Origin of the sequence: Pseudonocardia humida (assembly GCF_023898865.1) — a bacterium.
Lineage (GTDB): Bacteria > Actinomycetota > Actinomycetes > Mycobacteriales > Pseudonocardiaceae > Pseudonocardia > Pseudonocardia humida.
In genome coordinates, this window is record NZ_JAGSOV010000057.1 from 1 (window position 1) to 18,849 (window position 18,849).

An 18,849-nucleotide genomic window follows, 5' to 3' on the forward strand; every position below is an offset into this window, starting at 1 on the left:
CGCACGCCACCCCGACGTCCTCGCCGCCCAACGCCGCGAACGCGCCCGGGTCCGCAGCGAACGCCAACGCCGCTGGGGCCGACCTGCGGCAGCCTGACCCGGTGAACCTATGTGGTCACCGCACTAGTCCGCCGCGCGAGGTGTCGGCCGAATCCCCGATGTCGCAGCGTGCCGGCGGACCTACCGTCGGTGCGGTCCGGGATGCGGCCCGGACCGCTGGGGGGGAGGCGCACATGGAGCGCGATCGGCTGTTCATCGAGGACCTGGCCGAGACGGTGAGCGGGCTGCGCCCGCCGGCCGTCGAGCCGACGCCGGGCGACGTCACGTCGCAGGCGGTGGGCGAGGAGGGCGACCAGCCCGGCGACGACGTGGTCACCACCCAGGCGCTGGGGGAGGAGGGCGACCAGATCGAGGACTACCCCGACGTCGATGACGTCGAGGACCTCGACGACCAGGTCGTCACCAGCGACGCGGTGGGCGAGGAGGGCGACCAGCCCGACGACCCGCCGATCGACGTCCCGATCGACCCCGGCTGGGGGACCGGCGAGCCGGTCGTCGTCACCAGCGACGCGGTCGGCGAGGAGGGCGACCAGCCCGAGGACCTGCCGTTCGACGTCCCCATCGGGTCCATGCCGTTCGACCCCGGGCCCGGCGACGCCGGCTTCGACGAGGTCGACGACGAGTGGTCCGACGACGAGCCCGACGACCTCACCGGGGACGCCTCCGACGACTACGACGCCGAGATCCCGGTCTGACGGGCGCCCCGGGAGCGGAGCGCGCGATGATCGGGATCATCGGTCCGGCCGGCGACCCGCAGGTGGTGTGCGTGGCGGCGGCCCTGCGCCGGCGCGGCGCGGCGACCACCGTGCTCGACCTCGGGGGGTTCCCGCGCGCGCTGCGGCTGAGCCTGCGCGACGGGGCGCCGGTCGCCGACGGCGTCGACCTGGCGGCGGTCGGCGCCTGGTACGTCCGCAGCCTGCCGCTGCCGCTGCCGTTCCGGGTGGCCGAGGGCGGCGATCCGGCGGTCGCGCGGCGCGACTACGCCGCCGGTCGCGAGCGGCGCTCGTTCCTGGCCGGATTCACCGCGGCGCTGGCCGCGGGTGGGGCCGCGCTGGTCAACCCGCCCGAGCGGATGGCGCAGCACTTCCGCAAGCCCGAGCAGCTCGACGCGCTGCGCGGGGCCGGTGTGCCGGTGCCCTCGACGCTGGCCACGAACGACCCGCTGGCCGTGGCCGCGTTCGCCGCCGAGGTGGGCGCCGTGGTCTACAAGCCGCTGGCCGGGGGCGGGCGGTGCCGGCGGCTGGCCGCCGCCGACCTCGTGCCCGAGCGGCTGGGTCGGCTGGCGGCGGCCCCGGTGCTGTTCCAGGCCGAGGTGCCGGGGCGCAACATCCGGGTGTACGTGGTCGGTGGCGCGGTCGCGGCGGCCTACGAGATCGTGTCCGACGAGCTGGACTACCGCGGCGCCGAGTCCGACGTGCGGCCCGCGGAGCTCACCGGCGCCGAGGACGCGGCCTGCCTGCGGGCCGCCGCCGCGTGCGGGATGCCGTTCACCGGCATCGACCTGCGGCGCCGCCCCGACGGCGGGTTCGCGGTGCTGGAGTGCAACCCGTCGCCGATGTTCGCGGGCATCCAGCGCGGCGTCGGGGCCGAGCCCGTGTCGGACGCGCTGGCCGGGTTCCTGCTCGCCGGAGCAGGCGCCGAGCGCTCCGAACCCGGCCGGGACGCCGATCAGCCGGCGTCCGCACCCGCCTTCCGGTAGGCCGCCCGCGGGAGGTTGTAGGCCAGGTCGACGGCGGTCTCCAGCGCCTCCTCCATGCCCAGCCGGTGCTCGGCGACCAGCGCGGCCAGGTAGCCGGCGTCGATGCGGCGGGCCAGGTCGTGGCGGGCGGGGATGGACACGAAGGCGCGGGTGTCGTCGACGAAGCCGGTGGTGTTGTAGAAGCCCGCGGTCTCGGTGACCGCCTCGCGGAACCGGCGCATGCCGTGGGGGCTGTCCAGGAACCACCACGGCGCGCCCAGCCGCATCGCCGGGTAGGCGCCGGCCAGCGGGGCCAGCTCGCGGGAGTAGGTCGTCTCGTCGACGGTGAACACGACCAGCCGGAACCCAGGGTCGCGGCCGAAGGCCTCCAGCAGGGGGCGCAGCCCGCGGGTGAACTCGGCGGCCACCGGGATGTCGAAGCCCATGTCCGGGCCGAAGCGGGCGTGCACGTCGGTGTCGTGGTCGCGCAGCACACCCGGGTGCAGCTGCATCACCAGGCCGTCCTCGCGGCTCATCCGGGCCATCTCGAAGAGCATGTGCCCGGCGAAGGCCCCGGCGTCGCGGTCGTCGGCGCGCCCGGCCAGCGCGTCGGCGTAGACGCGGGCGGCGTCGGCGGGGGGCAGCGCGGTGATCGCGGTGGCGAGGTGGCCGTGATCGGTGGCCAGCGCCCCGGCCGCGGCGAACGCCCGGCGGCGCTCCCGCAGGGCCTGCAGGAACCCGTCGTAGGAACCGCAGTCGACGCCGCTGAGCTCGGCGAGCGCGTCGACGTCCGCGCGCCAGCCGGGGCGCCGCACGTGCAGCAGGGCGTCCGGGCGGAAGGTCGGCACCACCTTCTCGCCCCAGCCCTGCTCGCGCAGCAGGGCGTGGTCGGGCAGCGCGGACAGCGGGGAGTCGGTGGTGGCCAGCACCTCGATGCCGAACCGGGTGAACAGCGCCCGGGGCAGGAAGTCGGGTTTGCCCAGCTGCTCGGCGATCTGGTCGTAGAGCGCGTCGGCGGTGTCGGGCCCGGGCTGCACGGTGACGCCGAAGACGTCGGCGAGCTCGTGCTCGAGCCAGAACCGCGTGGGCGTGCCGCGGAAGAGGTGCCAGCCGGCGCAGAAGCGCCGCCAGATCTCCCGCGGGTCGGTCTGCGCGGACTCGCCGTCGACCGGTCGCACGCCCAGCTCGGCCAGCTCGGCGCCCTGCGAGACCAGCATCCGCAGCAGGTAGTGGTCGGGCACGACGAGCAGGCTCGCCGGGTCGGCGAAGGGGCGGTCCGCGGCCAGCACGGCGGCGTCGACGTGGCCGTGCATGCAGACCAGCGGCAGCTCCCGCACCTCCCGGTGGATCCGGCGGGCGATGACGCGCGTCGCCGGGTCGGCGGGCAGGGCCCGGTCTTCGTCGAGGAGCAGCGGACGCATTCGACCTCCCGGCGTTGGTGCTGAAAAGGATTGCAAGAACTTCGGTCCCGAGGCAAGGCCTGTCTATCAGCGGGCACCTGGGCCAGCGCGCTAGTCCGGATTTGGGTCTTGACCGCAACCGCAAACGGTTTCAGACTCTCCCCACGCCGCAGCCCGACCACCGATGGAGGACAGCGTGCCCGTCACCATCAAGGACGTCGCCGCGGCGGCCGGCGTCTCGCAGTCCACGGTGTCGCGGGCGCTGTCCACGCCCGACCTGGTCAACCCCGGCACCCGCGCGCGGGTGCAGGCCGTCGCCCGGGAGCTGGGCTACCAGCCCAACCGGGCCGCCCGCGGGCTGATCACCGGGCGCACGGCCAACCTCGGCCTGATCGTGCCGGACCTGGCCAACCCGCTCTTCGCGGCGGTGGTCAAGGGCGTGCAGGCCGCGGCGCGCGCCGCCGACTACTCGGTGTTCATCGCCGACACCGACGAGGACGCCAGCACCGAGCCCGGCCTGCTGCGCGCGCTGGCCAAGCAGGTCGACGGCATCGTGCTCTGCTCACCGCGCTCCCCGGACGCCGAGCTCACGGAGGTGGGCGCGGACACGCCGGTGGTGCTGATGAACCGGCAGGTGCCCGGCTACCCGGCCGTCACCGTCGACAACGCCGACGGGATGCGCCAGGCGGTCGAGCACCTGGCCGCGCTCGGCCACCGGCGGATCGCCTACGTGGCCGGTCCGCGCTCGTCGTGGTCCAACGGGCAGCGCGAGCACGGGCTGCGCGTCACGACCGGGGCACTCGGCGTCGACCTGGTGCACCTGGGCCACTTCCCGCCCCGCTTCGACGGCGGGGTGGCCGCCGCCGACCTCGCCCTCGCCTGCGGGGCGACCGCGGTCGTCGCCTACAACGACATCGTCGCGCTGGGGCTGCTGAGCCGCCTGGGGGCCCGCGGCGTCGCGGTCCCGGACCGGATCAGCGTGCTGGGCTGCGACGACATCCCGATGTCGGCGATGACCCACCCCGCGCTGACCACCGTCTCGGTGCCGCAGCACGAGGCCGGTCGCGCGGCCGTGGCGATGCTGTTGGCCCTGCTGGCCGACACCGGTCCGGTCACGACCCACCGCGACCTGCCCACCCAGCTCACCGTGCGCGCCACCACCGGCGTCGCTCCCGATCCCGAACCCGGCACCGCCGACCGATCCCGATGAAGGGGACACCACGATGACCGTGCAATGGCGCAAGGCCCTCGCCGCAGGCGGGATCTCGGCACTGCTGGTGCTCACCGCGTGCGGCGCCCCCAGCGCCGGGCCCGCCGCCCCGGTGCCCGCCGGGCAGGTGCCGGACCGCCCGGCCGAGCCGGTGACCCTCAACATCCTCGACGTCGCCGGCAACCTGCAGCTGACCCAGCCGATGATCGACGACTTCGTGGCCAGGAACCCCGACATCGTGTCGCGGGTGACCACCGAGAAGGCGACGGCGCCGGAGATGGCGGGCAAGGTCAAGGCCCAGCAGGACGCCGGGCGCCTGGGCATCGACCTGGTGCTCACCGGCACCGACGGGCTGTCGGCCGGTTCCGAGCAGGGCCTGTTCACCCCGCTGCTGCCCGACTTCGCCGACCGCCTCTCCGGGATGGCCGACTACCTGGAGCCTGCCGCTGCGATGCAGGAGCTGGCCGACAACCAGGGCGTCGTGGTCACCTACTACCCGTCCGGGCCGCTCATCGAGTACGCCCCCGACCGCGTCCCGACCCCGCCAAAGACGGCCGAGGAGCTGCTGGCCTACGCCCAGGCCAACCCGGGCAAGGTCGGCTACGCCCGGCCGGCGAACTCCGGGCCCGGGCGCACGTTCCTGATGGGGCTGCCCTACATCCTGGGTGACTCCGACCCCAAGGACCCGGTCAACGGCTGGGAGAAGACCTGGGCCTACCTCGCCGAGCTGGACAAGACGGTCCAGTCCTACCCGTCGGGCACCACCGACACGATGAAGAACCTGGCCAACGGCACCTACGACATCGTGGTGACCACCACCGGGTGGGACATCAACCCCCGGGCGCTGGGCACCGTGCCCGCCGAGTACCAGGTCGGGACCCTGGAGGGCTTCACCTGGGTCACCGACGCGCACTACGCGGCCGTCCCCAAGGGCGTCTCGCCGGACAAGCAGGCCGCGCTGCTGGCCCTGATCGAGTTCATGCTCACCCCCGAGCAGCAGGCCAAGGCCTACGACTCGGGCTACTTCTACCCCGGCCCGGCGATCAAGGACGTCACGCTGGACATGGCCCCGCCGGAGAGCCAGCAGGTCATCGCCCAGTTCGGCCGCCCGGAGTACGACGCGCTCATCGCCGAGCACCCGACCGCCACCCCGCTGGCCACCAAGGACATCGTGGCCGCGTTCGACCGGTGGGACCGCGAGATCGGCGGCGCACCGTGAGCTCGGCCGAGGCGGCCTCGCCCGGCCGGTTCACCGAGCTGCGCCTCGACGGCGTCGGGCGCCGCTTCGCCGGCAAGGACGCGCTGGTCGATCTGGACCTGACCATCCGCGCCGGGGAGTTCATCGCGCTGCTCGGGCCCTCCGGGTGCGGCAAGTCGACCGCGCTGAACTGCCTGGCCGGGCTGCTGCCGCTGACCACGGGCAGCATCTGGCAGGACGAGCGGCGCATCGACACGCTGCCGGCGGAGAAGCGCGGGTTCGGGATGGTGTTCCAGAGCTACGCGCTGTTCCCGCACATGTCCGTGCGCCGCAACATCGCCTTCGGGCTGCAGATGCGCCGGCTGCCGCGGGCCGAGGTGCGCAGGCGCACCGAGGAGGGCGTGCGGCTGGTGCAGCTGGAGGAGCACGCCGACAAGCTGCCCGGCCAGCTCTCCGGAGGCCAGCAGCAGCGGGTGGCGATCGCCCGCGCGGTGGTGCTGGAGCCGTCGCTGGTGCTGATGGACGAGCCGCTGAGCAACCTCGACGCGAAGCTGCGCCTGGAGATGCGCACCGAGATCCGGCGACTGCACCAGTCGCTCGGGCTGACCACCGTCTACGTCACCCACGACCAGGAGGAGGCGCTGTCGCTGGCCGACCGGCTGGTCGTGCTGCGCCACGGGAGGGTGCAGCAGGTCGGCACCCCCGAGGAGCTGCACGCCCGCCCGGTCAACTGGCACGTCGCCGACTTCATGGGGTTCCGCAACCTGCTGGAACTGGAGGTCGCGCACGTCTCCGGCGGTGGGGTCGACGCCGAGGCCGCGGTGCGCGGGGAGGGGCTGACCCTGCTCGGCACGGCCACCGGGCCGGTGTCGGCGGGCGACCGGGTGGTCGCCGCCGTCCGCCCGGAGGACGTCGTGGTCGTCGACGAGGCCGGCGGCGACAACCGGATCGCGGCCACCGTCGAGGTGGTCGAGTACCAGGGCCGGGAGCTGGCCGTCGAGGTCCGCACGGCCGCGGGCCGGGCGCTGCACCTGCGCACCGAGCGGCGGCTGGCCCCGGGCGACGAGGTCACCCTGACCGTCGAGCGGGAGCGGCTGCTGGTCTACCCGCTGGCCCCCGGCGAGCAGGCCCCCGCGCCGCTGGTGGACGCGGTGACGACATGAGCGGGACGACATGAGCCTGACCGTCGAGCGGACCGACCCGACGCCAACCGGCCCCCGGGACCCGGGGCTGAGCCACCGGCTGGCCGAGCGCGGGGTGGACCGGACGCTGCTGCTGCTCGTGCCGGCCGTGCTGTTCGTGGCGCTGCTGTTCGTCTACCCGTTCGGCTACGGGCTGCAGCTGTCCTTCGCCCCGGCCGAGGGCGGCCCGCTGGCCAGCTACGCCACCTTCTTCTCCGACCCCTACCAGTACAACACCATCTGGATCACCCTCGGGCTGGCGCTGCCCGCGGCGCTGCTCAACGTGCTGGCCTCGGTGCCGATCGCCTACAAGATGCGCGGTCGGTTCCGCGGCAAGCGGCTGCTGACGATCGTCCTGGTGGTGCCGATCACGCTGGGCACCGTGCTCACCGCGCAGGGCCTGCTGAACTTCCTCGGCCCGGCCGGCTGGTTCAACAAGGCCGTCGTCGGGCTCGGGCTGGCCGACGCGCCGGTGCAGCTGGTCAACAACTACTGGGGCGTGTTCTTCTCGCTGGTCATCACCGGGTTCCCGTTCGCGTTCCTGCTGATCCTGTCCTACCTGTCCGGGATCGACCCGACCCTGGAGCAGGCCGCGGCCACGCTCGGCGCGGACTGGAAGCAGCGCTTCCGCCGGATCACCCTGCCGCTGCTGGCGCCCGGCCTGGCCACCACGTTCTGCCTGGCGTTCGTGCTGGCCTTCAGCGTGTTCCCGTCGGCGGTGCTGGTCGGCAACCCCGCAGGCGAGACCCGGGTGCTCGCCCTGGCCGCCTACCAGGCCGCCTACGAGCAGTACGACTACTCGCTGGCCTCGGCGATCGCGATGGTGATGGGCGCGGTGGAGCTGCTGGTCATCGCCGTGGTGCTGGTGTGGCGCTCCCGGCTCTACGCCGGCAGCACTGGAGGGAAGGGCTGATGGCGACCACCCTGGGGGCACCGGCGCGGGCGCGCCGGCGGATCGTGGGCACCCCGAGCAGCTGGCTGGTCTGGGGCGTCGTGGCGTTCTTCCTGGTCAACCTGGCCGGTGTGGTCGGCTCGGTGCTGGTCAGCTCGTTCGGCACCCGGTGGTTCGGCACCTGGCTGCCCGAGGGCTTCACCGGCTCCTGGTACGCCTCGGCCTGGCGGGAGTTCGGGCTGTTCGACGTCGTGTGGGTGACCCTGCAGGTCTCGCTGCTGGTCGTGCTGATCTCGGTGCTGATCGGGGTGCCGGCGTCCTACGTGCTGGCCCGCCGCGACTTCCCCGGCAAGAAGCTCGTCTACTTCGCGTTCCTGCTGCCGATCCTGATGCCGCCGATCACCTACGGCATCCCGCTGGCCACCGTGCTCTACAAGTACGGCTTCGCCGGCAACATGTCCGGGGTCGTGCTGGCCAACCTGGTGCCGTCGGTTCCGTTCGTCATCCTGACCATGACCCCGTTCATCGAGCAGATCAACCCGAGCATCGAGGCGGCCGCGCGGATGTGCGGGGCCGGGGTGCGGGCGATGTTCCTGCGGGTGCTCGGGCCGTTGCTGGTGCCGGGCATCCTGGCCGCGGCGATCCTGGTGCTGGTGCGCACGGTGGGCATGTTCGAGCTGACCTTCCTCACCGCCGGGCCGGACTCGCAGACCCTGGTGGTGTCGCTCTACTACGCCATGTCCGCGGCCGGCATCCGGGCCCAGCAGTCGGTCGACGCGATGGCCGTCATCTACACCTCGACGATGCTGGTGCTGCTGGTCGTCGCGCTGCGCTACGTCAACCCCACCCAGCTGGTGGCCCGGGTCAAGGAGACCCCCCAGTGACACCGGGGGGACGAGCATGAGGATCACCGACGCCCGGGTGATCGTCACCTGCCCCGGCCGCAACTTCGTCACCCTCAAGATCATCACCGACGAGGGGCTCACCGGGGTCGGCGACGCCACGCTCAACGGCCGCGAGCTGGCGGTCGCGGCCTACCTCAGCGAGCACGTGCTGCCCGCGCTCATCGGCCGCGACGCCACCCGCATCGAGGACACCTGGCAGTACCTCTACAAGGGCGCCTACTGGCGGCGCGGCCCGGTGACCATGGCCGCGATCAGCGCGGTGGACACCGCGCTGTGGGACATCCTGGGCAAGCGGGCCGGGCTGCCCGTGCACCAGCTGCTCGGCGGGCGCAGCCGCGAAGGCGTCACCGTCTACGGGCACGCCAACGCCGCCGACGTCGACGCCCTGCTCGTCGAGGTCGACCGGCTGCTGGGCGAGGGCTACCGGGCCGTGCGCGTGCAAAGCGGCATCCCCGGCCTGGAGAAGGTCTACGGCGTCAGCGACGGCGCCGGCTACGAGCCGGCCGACTCGGCCGTGCCCACCGAGACCGTCTGGTCGACCGAGGCCTACCTGGACCACCTGCCCGGCGTCGTCCGGCGGGTGCGCGAGGAGTTCGGGCCCGGCCCGAAGCTGCTGCACGACGTGCACCACCGGCTCACCCCGATCGAGGCCGCCCGGCTCGGCAAGAGCCTGGAGCCCTACGCGCTGACCTGGCTGGAGGACCCGGTCCCGGCCGAGCTGCAGGAGGGGTTCCGGCTCATCCGCCGGCACACGACCACACCGATCGCGGTCGGCGAGGTGTTCAACACCGTCTTCGACAGCGCCCAGCTCATCCGCGAGCAGCTCATCGACTACATCCGCTGCAGCGTGGTGCACGCGGGTGGGATCACCCACCTGCGGCGCATCTACGACCTCGCCGCCCTGCACCACGTGCGGACCGGCGCGCACGGCGCCACCGACATGTCCCCGGTGTGCATGGCCGCCTCGCTGCAGCTCGGCATCAGCGTGCCGAACTTCGGGCTGCAGGAGCACATGCCCCACACTGCGGAGACCGATGCCGTCTTCCCGCACGCCTACCACTACGCCGACGGCTACCTGCACCCCGGCGACGAGCCGGGCCTCGGCATCGACATCGACGAGGAGCTGGCCGCCCGCCACCCCTACCGGGCGGCGTCGCTGCCGGTGAACCGGCTGGCCGACGGCACGCTGCATTCCTGGTGAGAGGAGCCCGGCGATGACCACCCCGACGACGAGCACGACCGATCTGCTCACGCTGCACCCCGACGACGACGTTGCGGTCGTGCTGACCGACGGCCGCGCCGGGGTCCCGGCCGGGCACAAGGTGGCCCGCCGCGCCCTTCCCGCCGGGACGCTCGTGCACAAGTACGGTCAGGTGATCGGGGTGAGCACGGCACCGATCCGGGAGGGCGAGCACGTCCACACGCACAACCTGGCGATGCCGGGGGAGCGGTTGCGCGCCGCGGCGCCGGCCGGCGCCCCCGACGTCCGGGCCGCCGACGCGCAGGCGCGCACGTTCCGGGGCTACCTCCGCGCCGACGGGCGCGTCGGCACCCGCAACTTCATCGGCGTGCTGACCTCGGTCAACTGCTCGGCGACGGTGGCCCGCCAGATCGCGCGGCGCTTCGAGTTCGAGCCGCTGCCCGGCGTCGACGGCGTCGTGGCCCTCACCCACGGCAGCGGCTGCGGCATGGCCGACCGGGGCCCGGGCTGGGAGGTGCTGCGCCGCACCCTGGCCGGCTACGCGCGCCACCCCAACATCGGCGGGATCGTCGTGGTCGGGCTGGGCTGCGAGGTCAACGACCTGTCGAGCCTGGTGGCCGGGCTCGGGGTGGGCGAGCACGTGCCGGTCGAGTCGTACTCGATCCAGGACGTCGGGGGCACCGCGGCCGCGGTCGCCCAGGGCGACCGCCTGGTCCGGTCGATCGCCGAGCGACTGGCCCGCGACACCCGCACCGAGGTCGGGATGGAGAACCTGGTGCTGGGCCTGCAGTGCGGCGGCTCCGACGGCTGGTCGGGGCTGACCGCCAACCCGGCCCTCGGCGTCGCCTCCGACCTGGTGGTGGCGGCGGGTGGCACGTCGATGCTGGGGGAGACCCCGGAGATCTACGGCGCCGAGCACCTGCTGGCCGCGCGTGCCGTCGACGAGGCGGTGGCCGCCGCGCTGCTCGACCGGATCACCTGGTGGGAGCGCTACACCGCCGACCAGGGGACCACGCTGGACGGCAACCCGTCGCCGGGCAACAAGGCGGGCGGCATCACCACGATCCTGGAGAAGTCGCTGGGGGCGGTGGCCAAGGCCGGGCGCAGCCCGCTGGTCGAGGTCGTCGACTACGCCGCCACGCCCACCCGCGCCGGGATGGTCTTCATGGACACCCCCGGCTACGACCCCGTCTCGGCCACCGGCATGGTCGCCGGCGGCGCCACCCTGATCGCGTTCACCACCGGGCGCGGCTCGGTGTTCGGCAGCCGCCCGGTGCCCACCGTGAAGCTGGCCAGCAACTCGGCGATGGCCGCCCGGATGGCCGAGGACATCGACCTCGACTGCGGGCCGGTGGCCACCGGCGGCGTCGCCCTTCCCGAGATGGGCGAGCGCGTGCTGGACGTGCTGCTGGAGGTCGCCTCCGGAAAGCCCAGCGCCAGCGAGGAGCTCGGGCTGGGCGGCGAGGAGATGGTGCCCTGGCAGCTCGGTGCGGTCCTGTGAGCGCGGCCGGGACCGGTACCGACCTCCCGCGGCTCTCCGCGGCGACCCTCGACCGGCTGCGCCAGGGCGTGGCCCGGATCCGGCGCCACCCGGATGCCCGCATCGGGGTCGTGCACCTGGGGATCGGCGCGTTCCACCGCGCCCACCAGGCCGTCTTCACCGAGGAGGCGATGGCCGCCGACGGCGACGGGGGCTGGGCGATCCTCGGGGTGACCCAGCGCTCGCGGGCCGTCGTGGAGCGGATGCGCCCGCAGGACGGCTACTACGGCGTGCTGGAGCTGGACGAGGGCGCCGCGTCGGCCCGGGTCGTCGGCGCGGTCGCGGACGTGGTGTCGGCGCTCGACGAGCCCGACCGGGTGCTCACGGCCATCGCCGACCCCGCGGTCGGGGTGGTCGGCCTGACCGTCACCGAGAAGGGGTACCGCCGCGGCGGCGACGGCCGCCTCGACCTGCGCGACCCGGCGGTCCGCGCCGACCTGGAGCGCCCGGACGCGCCGTCGACGGCGGTCGGGCAGCTGGTGCGCGGCCTGCAGCGGCGGGCCCGGGAGGGCACCCCGCTGACCGTCGTCTCCTGCGACAACCTCGTCGGCAACGGCGCGGTGCTCGCCGGGCTGGTCGCCGACTTCTGCGCCGCGCTGCCGCTCGCGGAGGGCGAGCCGCTGGGCGACTGGGTGCGGACCGCGGTGCGCTTCCCGGGCACGATGGTCGACCGGATCGTGCCCGCGACGACCGACGAGGACCGGGAGCGCGCCGCCGAGCTGCTCGGTGTTCGCGACGAGGCGCTGGTCGTGGCCGAGCCGTTCCGCCAGTGGGTCATCGAGGACGCGTTCGCCGGGCCGGTCCCGGCCTGGCACCGCGCCGGCGCCACGCTGACCACGGACGTCGCCCCCTACGAGGCGGTCAAGCTGCGCCTGCTCAACGCCACCCACTCGCTGCTGGCCTACACCGGCGCCCTGGCCGGGTACGCGACGATCGCCGAGGCCGTGCGCGACGAGCGGCTCGCCGCCGCGGCGGCGGCGCTCATGGACGAGGACGCCCTGCCGACCCTCGTCGCGCCCGAGGGCGTCGACCTGGCCGACTACCGGCGCTCGGTGCTGCACCGCTTCGCCAACCCCGCCCTGCGCCACCGCACCACCCAGGTCGCCATGGACGGCTCGGCCAAGCTGCCGGTCCGGCTGCTGCCCACGGTGCGCGAGCGGCTGCGCGCCGGGGCCGAGCCGCGCTGGGCGGCCCTCGCGGTGGCGGCGTGGATGGCCTACGTGGCCCGGGGTCGCGACGTCGCCGGGCGAGCCCTCCCGCTGGACGACCCGCTGGCCGACCGGCTGCGCGCGTCGGCGGCCGGGCCGCGCCGCGGGCTCGCCGAGCGGCTGCTCGCGGTGCCCGAGGTGTTCGACGACGAGCTGCGGGACTCGGCGGTGCTGCGCGCCCTGCTCGACGAGCACCTCCACGAGTTGCTGGACGCTGTGGTCCCCGGACCCTGACCTCGGTGGTGGCCTCCGGCGCACCGCACAGCCCGAGGGTGCTCCTCACAGCCCGCCGGCGCGCTGTGAGGACCACCCTCGTGCGGTGAGGACGCACTTGGCTCTGCGACGCCGCGCAGGAGCCGCCGGAGGCCCCTCAGCACCTTCACGCGGGTGCGTCGAACACGGCGTCGCGCGCGGTCGCGACGGCGACGTGGATCGCGCCGGTCAGCACGGCCTCCCCGGCGACCTCGGTGGTGCGCACGGCGGGGTGCACCGGGGCGATCTTCGGGACGGCCCGCTGGATGCGCCCGGCCAGCGCCGCGCCGCCCGCCCGGCCGACGTCGCCGGCCAGCACCACCAGGCTCGGGTCGAGCACGACGCAGACGGCGGCGACCCCGACGGCGAGGCGGTCGCCGAGCTCGTCGAGCAGGGGGTGGTCGGCGGTGGCCGCCGCGGCGGCCACCGCGGCCGCCGGGTCGCTGTCGTCGAGGCCGTGCCGGGCGGCGAGCGCGCACACGGCGTGCCCGCCGACCAGCGACTGGAACGCCGCCGCGCGCGGGTCGCTGACCACCGTCGGCAGCGCCGTGCCCGGCACCGGCAGGTAGCCGACCTCGCCGGCGCCGCCGCTGGCGCCGCGGTGCAGCCGCCCGCCCAGCACGATCCCGATGCCCAGCCCGCGGCTGACCCACAGCAGCACGAAGTCGTCGGCGCCCGCGGCGCCGCCGTGCGCCTGCTCGGCCAGCGCGGCCAGGTTGACGTCGTTCTCGACGCCGACCCGGCAGCGCAGCCGCCTGCGCAGCGCTTCGGGCAGCTCGGGGCTCCACGCCGGGACGTCGACGGCGAGGTCGACGGAGTCGGTCTCCGGGTCGACGACGCCGGGGGTGCCGATCACGACGGCCTGCAACCCGTCCTCGGGCACGCCGGCCTCGGCGGTGGCCGCGGACAGCGCCTTGTGCAGGCCGTCGACCAGGTCGTCGGACCCGCCCGGGACCGCGCCCCGCCCGCGCACGGCGCCGGTGATGTCGGCGACCGCGACGGTGATGCCGTCCGGGCCGACGTCGACGCCCGCCGCGTAGCCGACGGTGGGGACCACGCAGTAGAGGGCGGCGTTGGGTCCGCGGCTGCCGGTCTGCGCGCCGACCACCTCGACCAGCCCGCGCGCCTCCAGCCTGCCGAGCAGCTGGGAGACCGTCACCTTCGACAGCCCGGTGCGCCCGCCCAGGTCGGTGCGGGTCAGCGGCCCCTCGGAGATCAGCAGGTCCAGCACGGCGCGGTCGTTCATGGCCCGCAGCAGGCTGGGTGTGCCCGGTCGTGACACTCGGTGGCTCCTCGTGGCTGGCCGGCGCGCTCCGGCTGCTGATCGTCCCGGTGTGGAGAGTATGCGCCGATCATGGCTGGTGTCTTGCTGTTAGGAAACTTTCCTATTAGTTTGCCACCAACTCGCCCACGATCGGGTGGACGGGACAGACATCCTCCGCAGCAGTACCCCCTGGCGAACGGGAGGGCCATGCACATCCGGCACCTGGTGACCGCGCTGTCCGCAGCCACCGTCGTGATCATCGCGGGATGCGGCGCACCCGCATCCGAGACACCCGAAGCGGCCGCTCCGTCGACGCTCACGGTCTGGTACATGACCGGATCGCTGCCCGACGACGTCGCCGCACAGCTCAAGAAGGACTTCGAGGGCACCCATCCCGGGGTGACCGTCGAGTACCAGGTCCAGCAGTGGGACGGCATCGGCGAGAAGCTGACCACCGCGCTGGCCGGCGACCAGCCGCCGGACGTGCTGGAGATCGGCAACACCCAGGTCGCGCAGTACGCCGCGGCCGGCGGGCTGGCCGACCTCAGCGACGCCGTCGGGACCTTCGACAACAGCGACTCGTGGCTGCCGGGCCTGGCCGAGCCGGGCAAGTGGGAGGGCAAGACCTACGGCGTGCCGTTCTACGCGGGCACCCGCACGGTCATCTACCGCACCGACATGTTCGAGCAGGCCGGGGTGGCGGTGCCGACCACGTGGGACGAGATGCTCGCGCTCGGCGAGCCGCTGCGCGCCACCTTCGGGGCGAGCAACCCCCAGTTCATGCCGCTCTACCTGCCCGGCCAGCAGTGGTACACGCTGGCCAGCCTGATCTGGGACGAGGGCGGCGACCTGGCCGTGCCGGCCGGTGACGGCTGGAAGGGCGCGCTGTCGACCCCGCAGGGCCAGGCCGGCATCGCCCGCTACCAGCAGCTGTACTCGGCGCTGTCGACGGCGCCCGCCGACACCGACGAGGCCACGCCGCAGCAGTACGAGATCCTGTCCCAGGACGGTGCGGCGATGATGATCGGGCTGCCCTGGGAGCTGGCCAGCGCGGTCGAGGCCGCGCCGGAGCTGGACGGCAAGCTCGCCGTGTTCGCGCTGCCCAGCAAGACCGCGGGCAAGCCCGCCCCGCCGTTCGTCGGCGGCTCGGACCTGTCGGTCCCGCTCGGCAGCGACGCCCCCGACCTGGCGCGGGAGTTCATCGGCATGGTCGCGGGCACCGACACGCAGACCAAGCTGGCCGAGGCGGGGGCGATCCCGAACTCCAGCGCGCTCGCGGGCGCCGCGGCGGACAACGAGGTGCTGCAGACCGGCATCGAGGCGGCCGCCGTCGGACGGGCCACGCCGGTCGACCCGACGTGGGCCTCGGTGGAGACCGCGCCCAACCCGCTGAAGGACATGCTGACCCAGGTCCTGCAGGGCGTCCCGGTCCAGCAGGCGGCCACGGCCGCCGACGAGCTCATCACCGAGCGGATGAGTTCCTGACCGTGCGGCCCGTGACGACCACGTCGCAGGCGGCGCCGGTGCCGGCCCCCGTGACGACCCCGCCCGGTCGGGGTCCCGCGGGGCCGGTCCCGGCGCCGCCGGGCGGCGGTCGCCGCCGCGGCGGCTGGCTGCCCTACGCGCTCGTCGCGCCCAGCGTGCTGGCGCTGCTCGTGCTGCTGGGCTGGCCGGTGGTCCGCGACGTCGCCATCTCCTTCCAGCGCCTCGGCCTGGCCGAGCTGGTCCAACGCCGCACGGTGTGGATCGGTCTGGAGAACTACCGCGAGGTGCTCACCGACCCGTTCTTCTGGACCGTGGTCGTGCGCACCGTCCTGTTCACGGTGGTCAACGTCGCGCTGACGATGGCCCTCGGGCTCGCGGTGGCGCTGCTGCTGGCGGCGGTCTCGCGCGGCGTGCAGATCGGGCTGTCGGTGGCGCTGGTGCTCGCCTGGGCGGTGCCGCCGATCTCCGCGACGGTGATCTTCCAGTGGCTGTTCGACACCCAGTTCGGGATCGTCAACCAGGTCCTGACCGGGCTGGGCCTGGACTTCGCCGACCACTCGTGGTTCGCCACCGGGGTCTCCACCTTCGGCGTCATCACCGCGCTGGTCGTCTGGCAGGCGATCCCGCTGGTGGCGCTGAGCCTGTTCGCCTCGATGACCTCGGTGAGCACCGAGCTCTACGAGGCCGCGGCCATGGACGGCGCCGGCCCGTGGCGCCGGTTCACCGCGGTGACCTGGCCCGCGGTCCGGCCGATGGCGCTGGTGCTGACCTTCCTGTCGGTGATCTGGGACTTCAAGGTCTTCACCCAGGTCTACGGCATCCGCCAGGGCGGCCCCAACCGGGAGACGGTCACCATGGCGCTCTACGCCTACCAGAAGGGCATCGGCAGCCGCGAGTTCGGCACCGCCGCGGCCATCTCGGTGATCATGATGCTGATGCTGACCGCCGGGCTGGCCTGGTACGCGCGGATGATGGTGCGCAGCGCCGAGGAGGAGCAGTGATCCGCAGGCGCGGCGGCCGCACCGCGATGAACCTCGTCGGGATCGCCGTGGCGCTGGTCATGGCCTTCCCCGTCTACTGGATGGCCTCCACGGCGCTCAAGCCCAGCGGCGACATCCTGTCCACGACCCCGCACGTGCTGCCGTTCCCGCTGACCCTCGAGCACTTCCACACCGCGGTGACCAGGCCGTTCTTCCTGGACTACCTGCGCAACAGCCTGGTCGTTGTGCTGGCCGCGGTGGCCCTGTCCATCCTGACCGCGGCACCGGCCGCGCTGGCCGTCGCGCGCATGCGCTGGCGGGGGAGGCGGGCCTACCTGCTGCTGATCATCCTGGCCCAGACCGCGCCGCTGGAGGCGCTGCTGATCCCGGCCTTCCTGGTGCTGCGCGACGCCGGGCTGCTCAACCGGCTGCCCGCGCTGGTGCTCACCTACTTCATGGTCACCCTGCCGTTCACGATCTGGACCCTGCGCGGGTTCGTGGCGGCGATCCCCGTCGAGCTGGAGGAAGCCGCGATGACCGACGGCTGCACCCGGCTGGGCGCCTACCGGCGGGTCGTGTTCCCGCTGCTGGCCCCCGGTCTGGTCGCGACGAGCGTGTTCGCGTTCATCACCGCGTGGAACGAGTTCATGTTCGCCCTGGTGATCATGCAGGAGCAGGACAAGCTGACCCTGCCGGTGTGGCTGGCCACCTTCCGCACCGCGTTCGGCACCGACTGGGGCGGCACGATGGCCGCCTCGACGCTGTTCACGCTCCCGGTGCTGGTGTTCTTCCTGATCGTGCAGCGCAGGCTGGTGGCGGGGCTCTCGGCCGGGGCGGTCAAGGGATGACCCGGTCCCCGTCCCCGGAGTCGCTCTCCTCGGTCGTGGGCGACGACGAGCTGTCCCGCGCGGCGGCCGGGGTCGTGCTGGCCTCGTTCGCCGGTCCCACCCCGCCGCCCTGGGTGCTGCGCGGGCTGGCCGACGGCCTGGCCGGCGTCGTGCTGTTCGGCAGCAACGTCGTCGACCCCGAGCAACTGGCCCGGCTGTCGACGACGCTGCGCGCCGCGGGCGACGACCCCGTCGTCGCGATCGACGAGGAGGGCGGCGACGTCACCCGCCTCGCGCACGCGACCGGCAGCCCCTATCCGGGCAACGCCGCACTCGGCGCCGCCGACGACGTCGTGCTGACCCGGGAGGTCTACCGGGCGCTGGGCTCCGAGCTCGCCGCCGTGGGGGTGACCCTCGACCTGGCGCCGAGCGTGGACGTCAACACCGCCGCCGACAACCCGATCATCGGCACCCGGGCCTTCTCCCACGACCCGCACCTGGTCGCCCGGCACGGGGTGGCCGCGGTCGCCGGCCTGCACGACGCGGGCGTCGCGGCCTGCGTCAAGCACTTCCCCGGCCACGGCGCCACCCGCGAGGACTCCCATCTCGCGCTGCCCACCGTCGACGTGCCGCTGGACGTGCTGCGCGAGCGGGAGCTGGTGCCGTTCCGGGCCGCGATCGAGGCCGGTGCGCCGTGCGCGATGACCGCGCACATCCGCGTCCCGGAGCTGACCGGCGAGCTGCCCGCGACGCTGTCGAGCGCGGCGCTGCAACGGTTGCTGCGCGGCGAGCTGGGCTTCGCCGGCGTCGTGGTGACCGACGCACTGGACATGCACGCGGCCAGCGCCCGGGCCGGGATCGCCGCGGCCGCCGCCGACGCCTTCGTGGCCGGCGCCGACCTGCTGTGCCTGGGCGCCGAGCCCGGGCCCGAGGTCGTGGCCGCGGCCGTGGCGGCCGTCGCGGAGGCCGTGCGCGAGGGCCGTGCGCCGCGGGAGCGCCTCGACGAGGCCGGCGCCCGGATCGCCGCGCTGCGCCGCCCGCCGGGCGGCGGGGTGCCGGTCGACCGGACCGCCGCCCTGCGCGCCGCCCGCGCGGCGCTGCTGGTGCGCGGGGCCGCGCCCGCCCTGCGCCGCCCGCTCGTCCTGCAGCTGCACGCCCCGGCGACGATCGCCGCCGGACCGGTTCCGTGGGGCATCGCGCCGTGGCTGTCGCCGAACGACGGCGAGGTCCTCGACGTCGACGCGGCTGACCCGCGCCCGGGCGAGCTGCTGGCCCGGGCCGCGGACCGGTCGCTGGTGGTCGTCGTGCGCGACGCGCACCGGTACCCGTGGATGGTGGGGCTGATCGAGCGGCTGGTCGCCGAGCGGCCGGACGCCGTCGTCGTCGAGATGGGGCTGCCGGTCTGGCGGCCCCGCCACGCCGGGGCGTACCTCGCGACCCACGGAGCGGCCCGCGCCAACGCGGCGGCGGCGCTGGAGCTGCTCGGGGTGGACGCCCCCGCCGTGTGAGGGGCCGGGCCCGGTAGGTCGAGGACCCGGCTGGACGCGCGGCGGGCCGTGGGGTATCTC

16 protein-coding genes are annotated in these 18,849 nt (G+C 74.3%); 14 read left to right on the plus strand and 2 right to left on the minus strand.

Annotation, left to right across the window (positions count from 1 at the left end; genetic code table 11):
• The first annotated feature begins 233 nt into the window (after positions 1 to 233).
• On the plus strand, positions 234 to 755 hold the full coding sequence (locus KDL28_RS26650; RefSeq protein ID WP_252442767.1) for a hypothetical protein: 522 nt from the start codon (positions 234 to 236) through the stop codon (positions 753 to 755).
• A 26-nt stretch (positions 756 to 781) separates the two neighbouring features.
• Positions 782 to 1,759, plus strand: coding sequence for an ATP-grasp domain-containing protein (locus KDL28_RS26655; RefSeq protein ID WP_252442770.1), 978 nt, complete (start codon positions 782 to 784; stop codon positions 1,757 to 1,759).
• Here the strand turns inward: KDL28_RS26655 and uxaC are convergent.
• Positions 1,729 to 3,159 carry a glucuronate isomerase gene (gene uxaC / locus KDL28_RS26660; protein WP_252442772.1) on the minus strand — a complete coding sequence of 477 codons (1,431 nt, stop codon included), beginning with the start codon at positions 3,157 to 3,159 and terminating at the stop codon, positions 1,729 to 1,731. The two genes, KDL28_RS26655 and uxaC, sit on opposite strands and share 31 nt — an antisense overlap.
• Before the next feature lie 175 nt (positions 3,160 to 3,334).
• Between uxaC and KDL28_RS26665 the strand changes: the two genes are divergently transcribed.
• The 8 genes from KDL28_RS26665 to KDL28_RS26700 are packed head-to-tail and all read left to right on the plus strand — an operon-like array spanning position 3,335 to position 12,707.
• Positions 3,335 to 4,348 carry a LacI family DNA-binding transcriptional regulator gene (locus KDL28_RS26665; RefSeq protein ID WP_252442774.1) on the plus strand — a complete coding sequence of 338 codons (1,014 nt, stop codon included), beginning with the start codon at positions 3,335 to 3,337 and terminating at the stop codon, positions 4,346 to 4,348.
• A gap of 13 nt (positions 4,349 to 4,361) precedes the next feature.
• A complete protein-coding gene (locus tag KDL28_RS26670; protein WP_252442776.1) occupies positions 4,362 to 5,567 on the plus strand; it encodes an ABC transporter substrate-binding protein in 1,206 nt (401 codons plus the stop codon).
• On the plus strand, positions 5,564 to 6,709 hold the full coding sequence (locus tag KDL28_RS26675) for an ABC transporter ATP-binding protein (protein WP_252442778.1): 1,146 nt from the start codon (positions 5,564 to 5,566) through the stop codon (positions 6,707 to 6,709). The genes KDL28_RS26670 and KDL28_RS26675 overlap by 4 nt, the downstream gene beginning before the upstream one ends.
• Before the next feature lie 10 nt (positions 6,710 to 6,719).
• The gene (locus KDL28_RS26680; RefSeq protein ID WP_252442780.1) at positions 6,720 to 7,640 is read left to right on the plus strand and encodes an ABC transporter permease; all 921 of its coding nucleotides are present in this window, start codon (positions 6,720 to 6,722) and stop codon (positions 7,638 to 7,640) included.
• Positions 7,640 to 8,503 carry an ABC transporter permease gene (locus tag KDL28_RS26685; RefSeq protein WP_252442782.1) on the plus strand — a complete coding sequence of 288 codons (864 nt, stop codon included), beginning with the start codon at positions 7,640 to 7,642 and terminating at the stop codon, positions 8,501 to 8,503. The genes KDL28_RS26680 and KDL28_RS26685 overlap by 1 nt, the downstream gene beginning before the upstream one ends.
• Positions 8,504 to 8,519: 16 nt before the next feature.
• Entirely contained in the window at positions 8,520 to 9,725 is a 1,206-nt protein-coding gene (manD, locus tag KDL28_RS26690) for a D-mannonate dehydratase ManD (RefSeq protein WP_252442784.1), read from the plus strand.
• A gap of 13 nt (positions 9,726 to 9,738) precedes the next feature.
• On the plus strand, positions 9,739 to 11,226 hold the full coding sequence (locus KDL28_RS26695; protein ID WP_252442786.1) for a UxaA family hydrolase: 1,488 nt from the start codon (positions 9,739 to 9,741) through the stop codon (positions 11,224 to 11,226).
• Positions 11,223 to 12,707, plus strand: a complete 1,485-nt coding sequence (locus KDL28_RS26700) for a mannitol dehydrogenase family protein (protein WP_252442788.1) — start codon at positions 11,223 to 11,225, stop codon at positions 12,705 to 12,707. The genes KDL28_RS26695 and KDL28_RS26700 overlap by 4 nt, the downstream gene beginning before the upstream one ends.
• A gap of 145 nt (positions 12,708 to 12,852) precedes the next feature.
• On the opposite strand, the gene KDL28_RS26705 is transcribed toward KDL28_RS26700, so the two are convergent.
• Complete coding sequence (locus KDL28_RS26705) at positions 12,853 to 14,007, minus strand: ROK family transcriptional regulator (protein WP_252442795.1); 1,155 nt, start codon at positions 14,005 to 14,007, stop codon at positions 12,853 to 12,855.
• 312 nt (positions 14,008 to 14,319) lie between these two features.
• On the opposite strand from KDL28_RS26705, the gene KDL28_RS26710 reads away from it, so the two are divergent.
• From KDL28_RS26710 to KDL28_RS26725, 4 genes are read left to right on the plus strand one after another with little or no spacing between them, the layout of a single operon-like run.
• Entirely contained in the window at positions 14,320 to 15,474 is a 1,155-nt protein-coding gene (locus KDL28_RS26710; RefSeq protein ID WP_252442798.1) for an extracellular solute-binding protein, read from the plus strand.
• Between the two features lie 11 nt (positions 15,475 to 15,485).
• Positions 15,486 to 16,475 carry a carbohydrate ABC transporter permease gene (locus KDL28_RS41710; RefSeq protein WP_252442800.1) on the plus strand — a complete coding sequence of 330 codons (990 nt, stop codon included), beginning with the start codon at positions 15,486 to 15,488 and terminating at the stop codon, positions 16,473 to 16,475.
• A 26-nt stretch (positions 16,476 to 16,501) separates the two neighbouring features.
• Positions 16,502 to 17,302: a carbohydrate ABC transporter permease gene (locus KDL28_RS26720; RefSeq protein WP_252443008.1), complete on the plus strand. Its 801-nt coding sequence runs from the start codon at positions 16,502 to 16,504 to the stop codon at positions 17,300 to 17,302.
• Entirely contained in the window at positions 17,299 to 18,789 is a 1,491-nt protein-coding gene (locus tag KDL28_RS26725) for a glycoside hydrolase family 3 N-terminal domain-containing protein (protein WP_252442802.1), read from the plus strand. Before KDL28_RS26720 ends, KDL28_RS26725 begins: the two co-directional genes overlap by 4 nt.
• Positions 18,790 to 18,849 lie beyond the last annotated feature (60 nt).

Excerpts from the sequence above, each read along its gene's own strand:
- KDL28_RS26685 (WP_252442782.1), top strand. The coding sequence starts at position 7,640 with ATGGCGACCACCCTGGGGGCACCGGCGCGGGCGCGCCGGCGGATCGTG.
- KDL28_RS26650 (WP_252442767.1), top strand. The coding sequence starts at position 234 with ATGGAGCGCGATCGGCTGTTCATCGAGGACCTGGCCGAGACGGTGAGC.
- KDL28_RS26655 (WP_252442770.1), top strand. The coding sequence starts at position 782 with ATGATCGGGATCATCGGTCCGGCCGGCGACCCGCAGGTGGTGTGCGTG.
- KDL28_RS26725 (WP_252442802.1), top strand. The coding sequence starts at position 17,299 with ATGACCCGGTCCCCGTCCCCGGAGTCGCTCTCCTCGGTCGTGGGCGAC.
- KDL28_RS26720 (WP_252443008.1), top strand. The coding sequence starts at position 16,502 with ATGAACCTCGTCGGGATCGCCGTGGCGCTGGTCATGGCCTTCCCCGTC.
- uxaC (WP_252442772.1), bottom strand. The coding sequence starts at position 3,159 with ATGCGTCCGCTGCTCCTCGACGAAGACCGGGCCCTGCCCGCCGACCCG.
- manD (WP_252442784.1), top strand. The coding sequence starts at position 8,520 with ATGAGGATCACCGACGCCCGGGTGATCGTCACCTGCCCCGGCCGCAAC.
- KDL28_RS26710 (WP_252442798.1), top strand. The coding sequence starts at position 14,320 with ATGACCGGATCGCTGCCCGACGACGTCGCCGCACAGCTCAAGAAGGAC.
- KDL28_RS26695 (WP_252442786.1), top strand. The coding sequence starts at position 9,739 with ATGACCACCCCGACGACGAGCACGACCGATCTGCTCACGCTGCACCCC.
- KDL28_RS26670 (WP_252442776.1), top strand. The coding sequence starts at position 4,362 with ATGACCGTGCAATGGCGCAAGGCCCTCGCCGCAGGCGGGATCTCGGCA.
- KDL28_RS26680 (WP_252442780.1), top strand. The coding sequence starts at position 6,720 with ATGAGCCTGACCGTCGAGCGGACCGACCCGACGCCAACCGGCCCCCGG.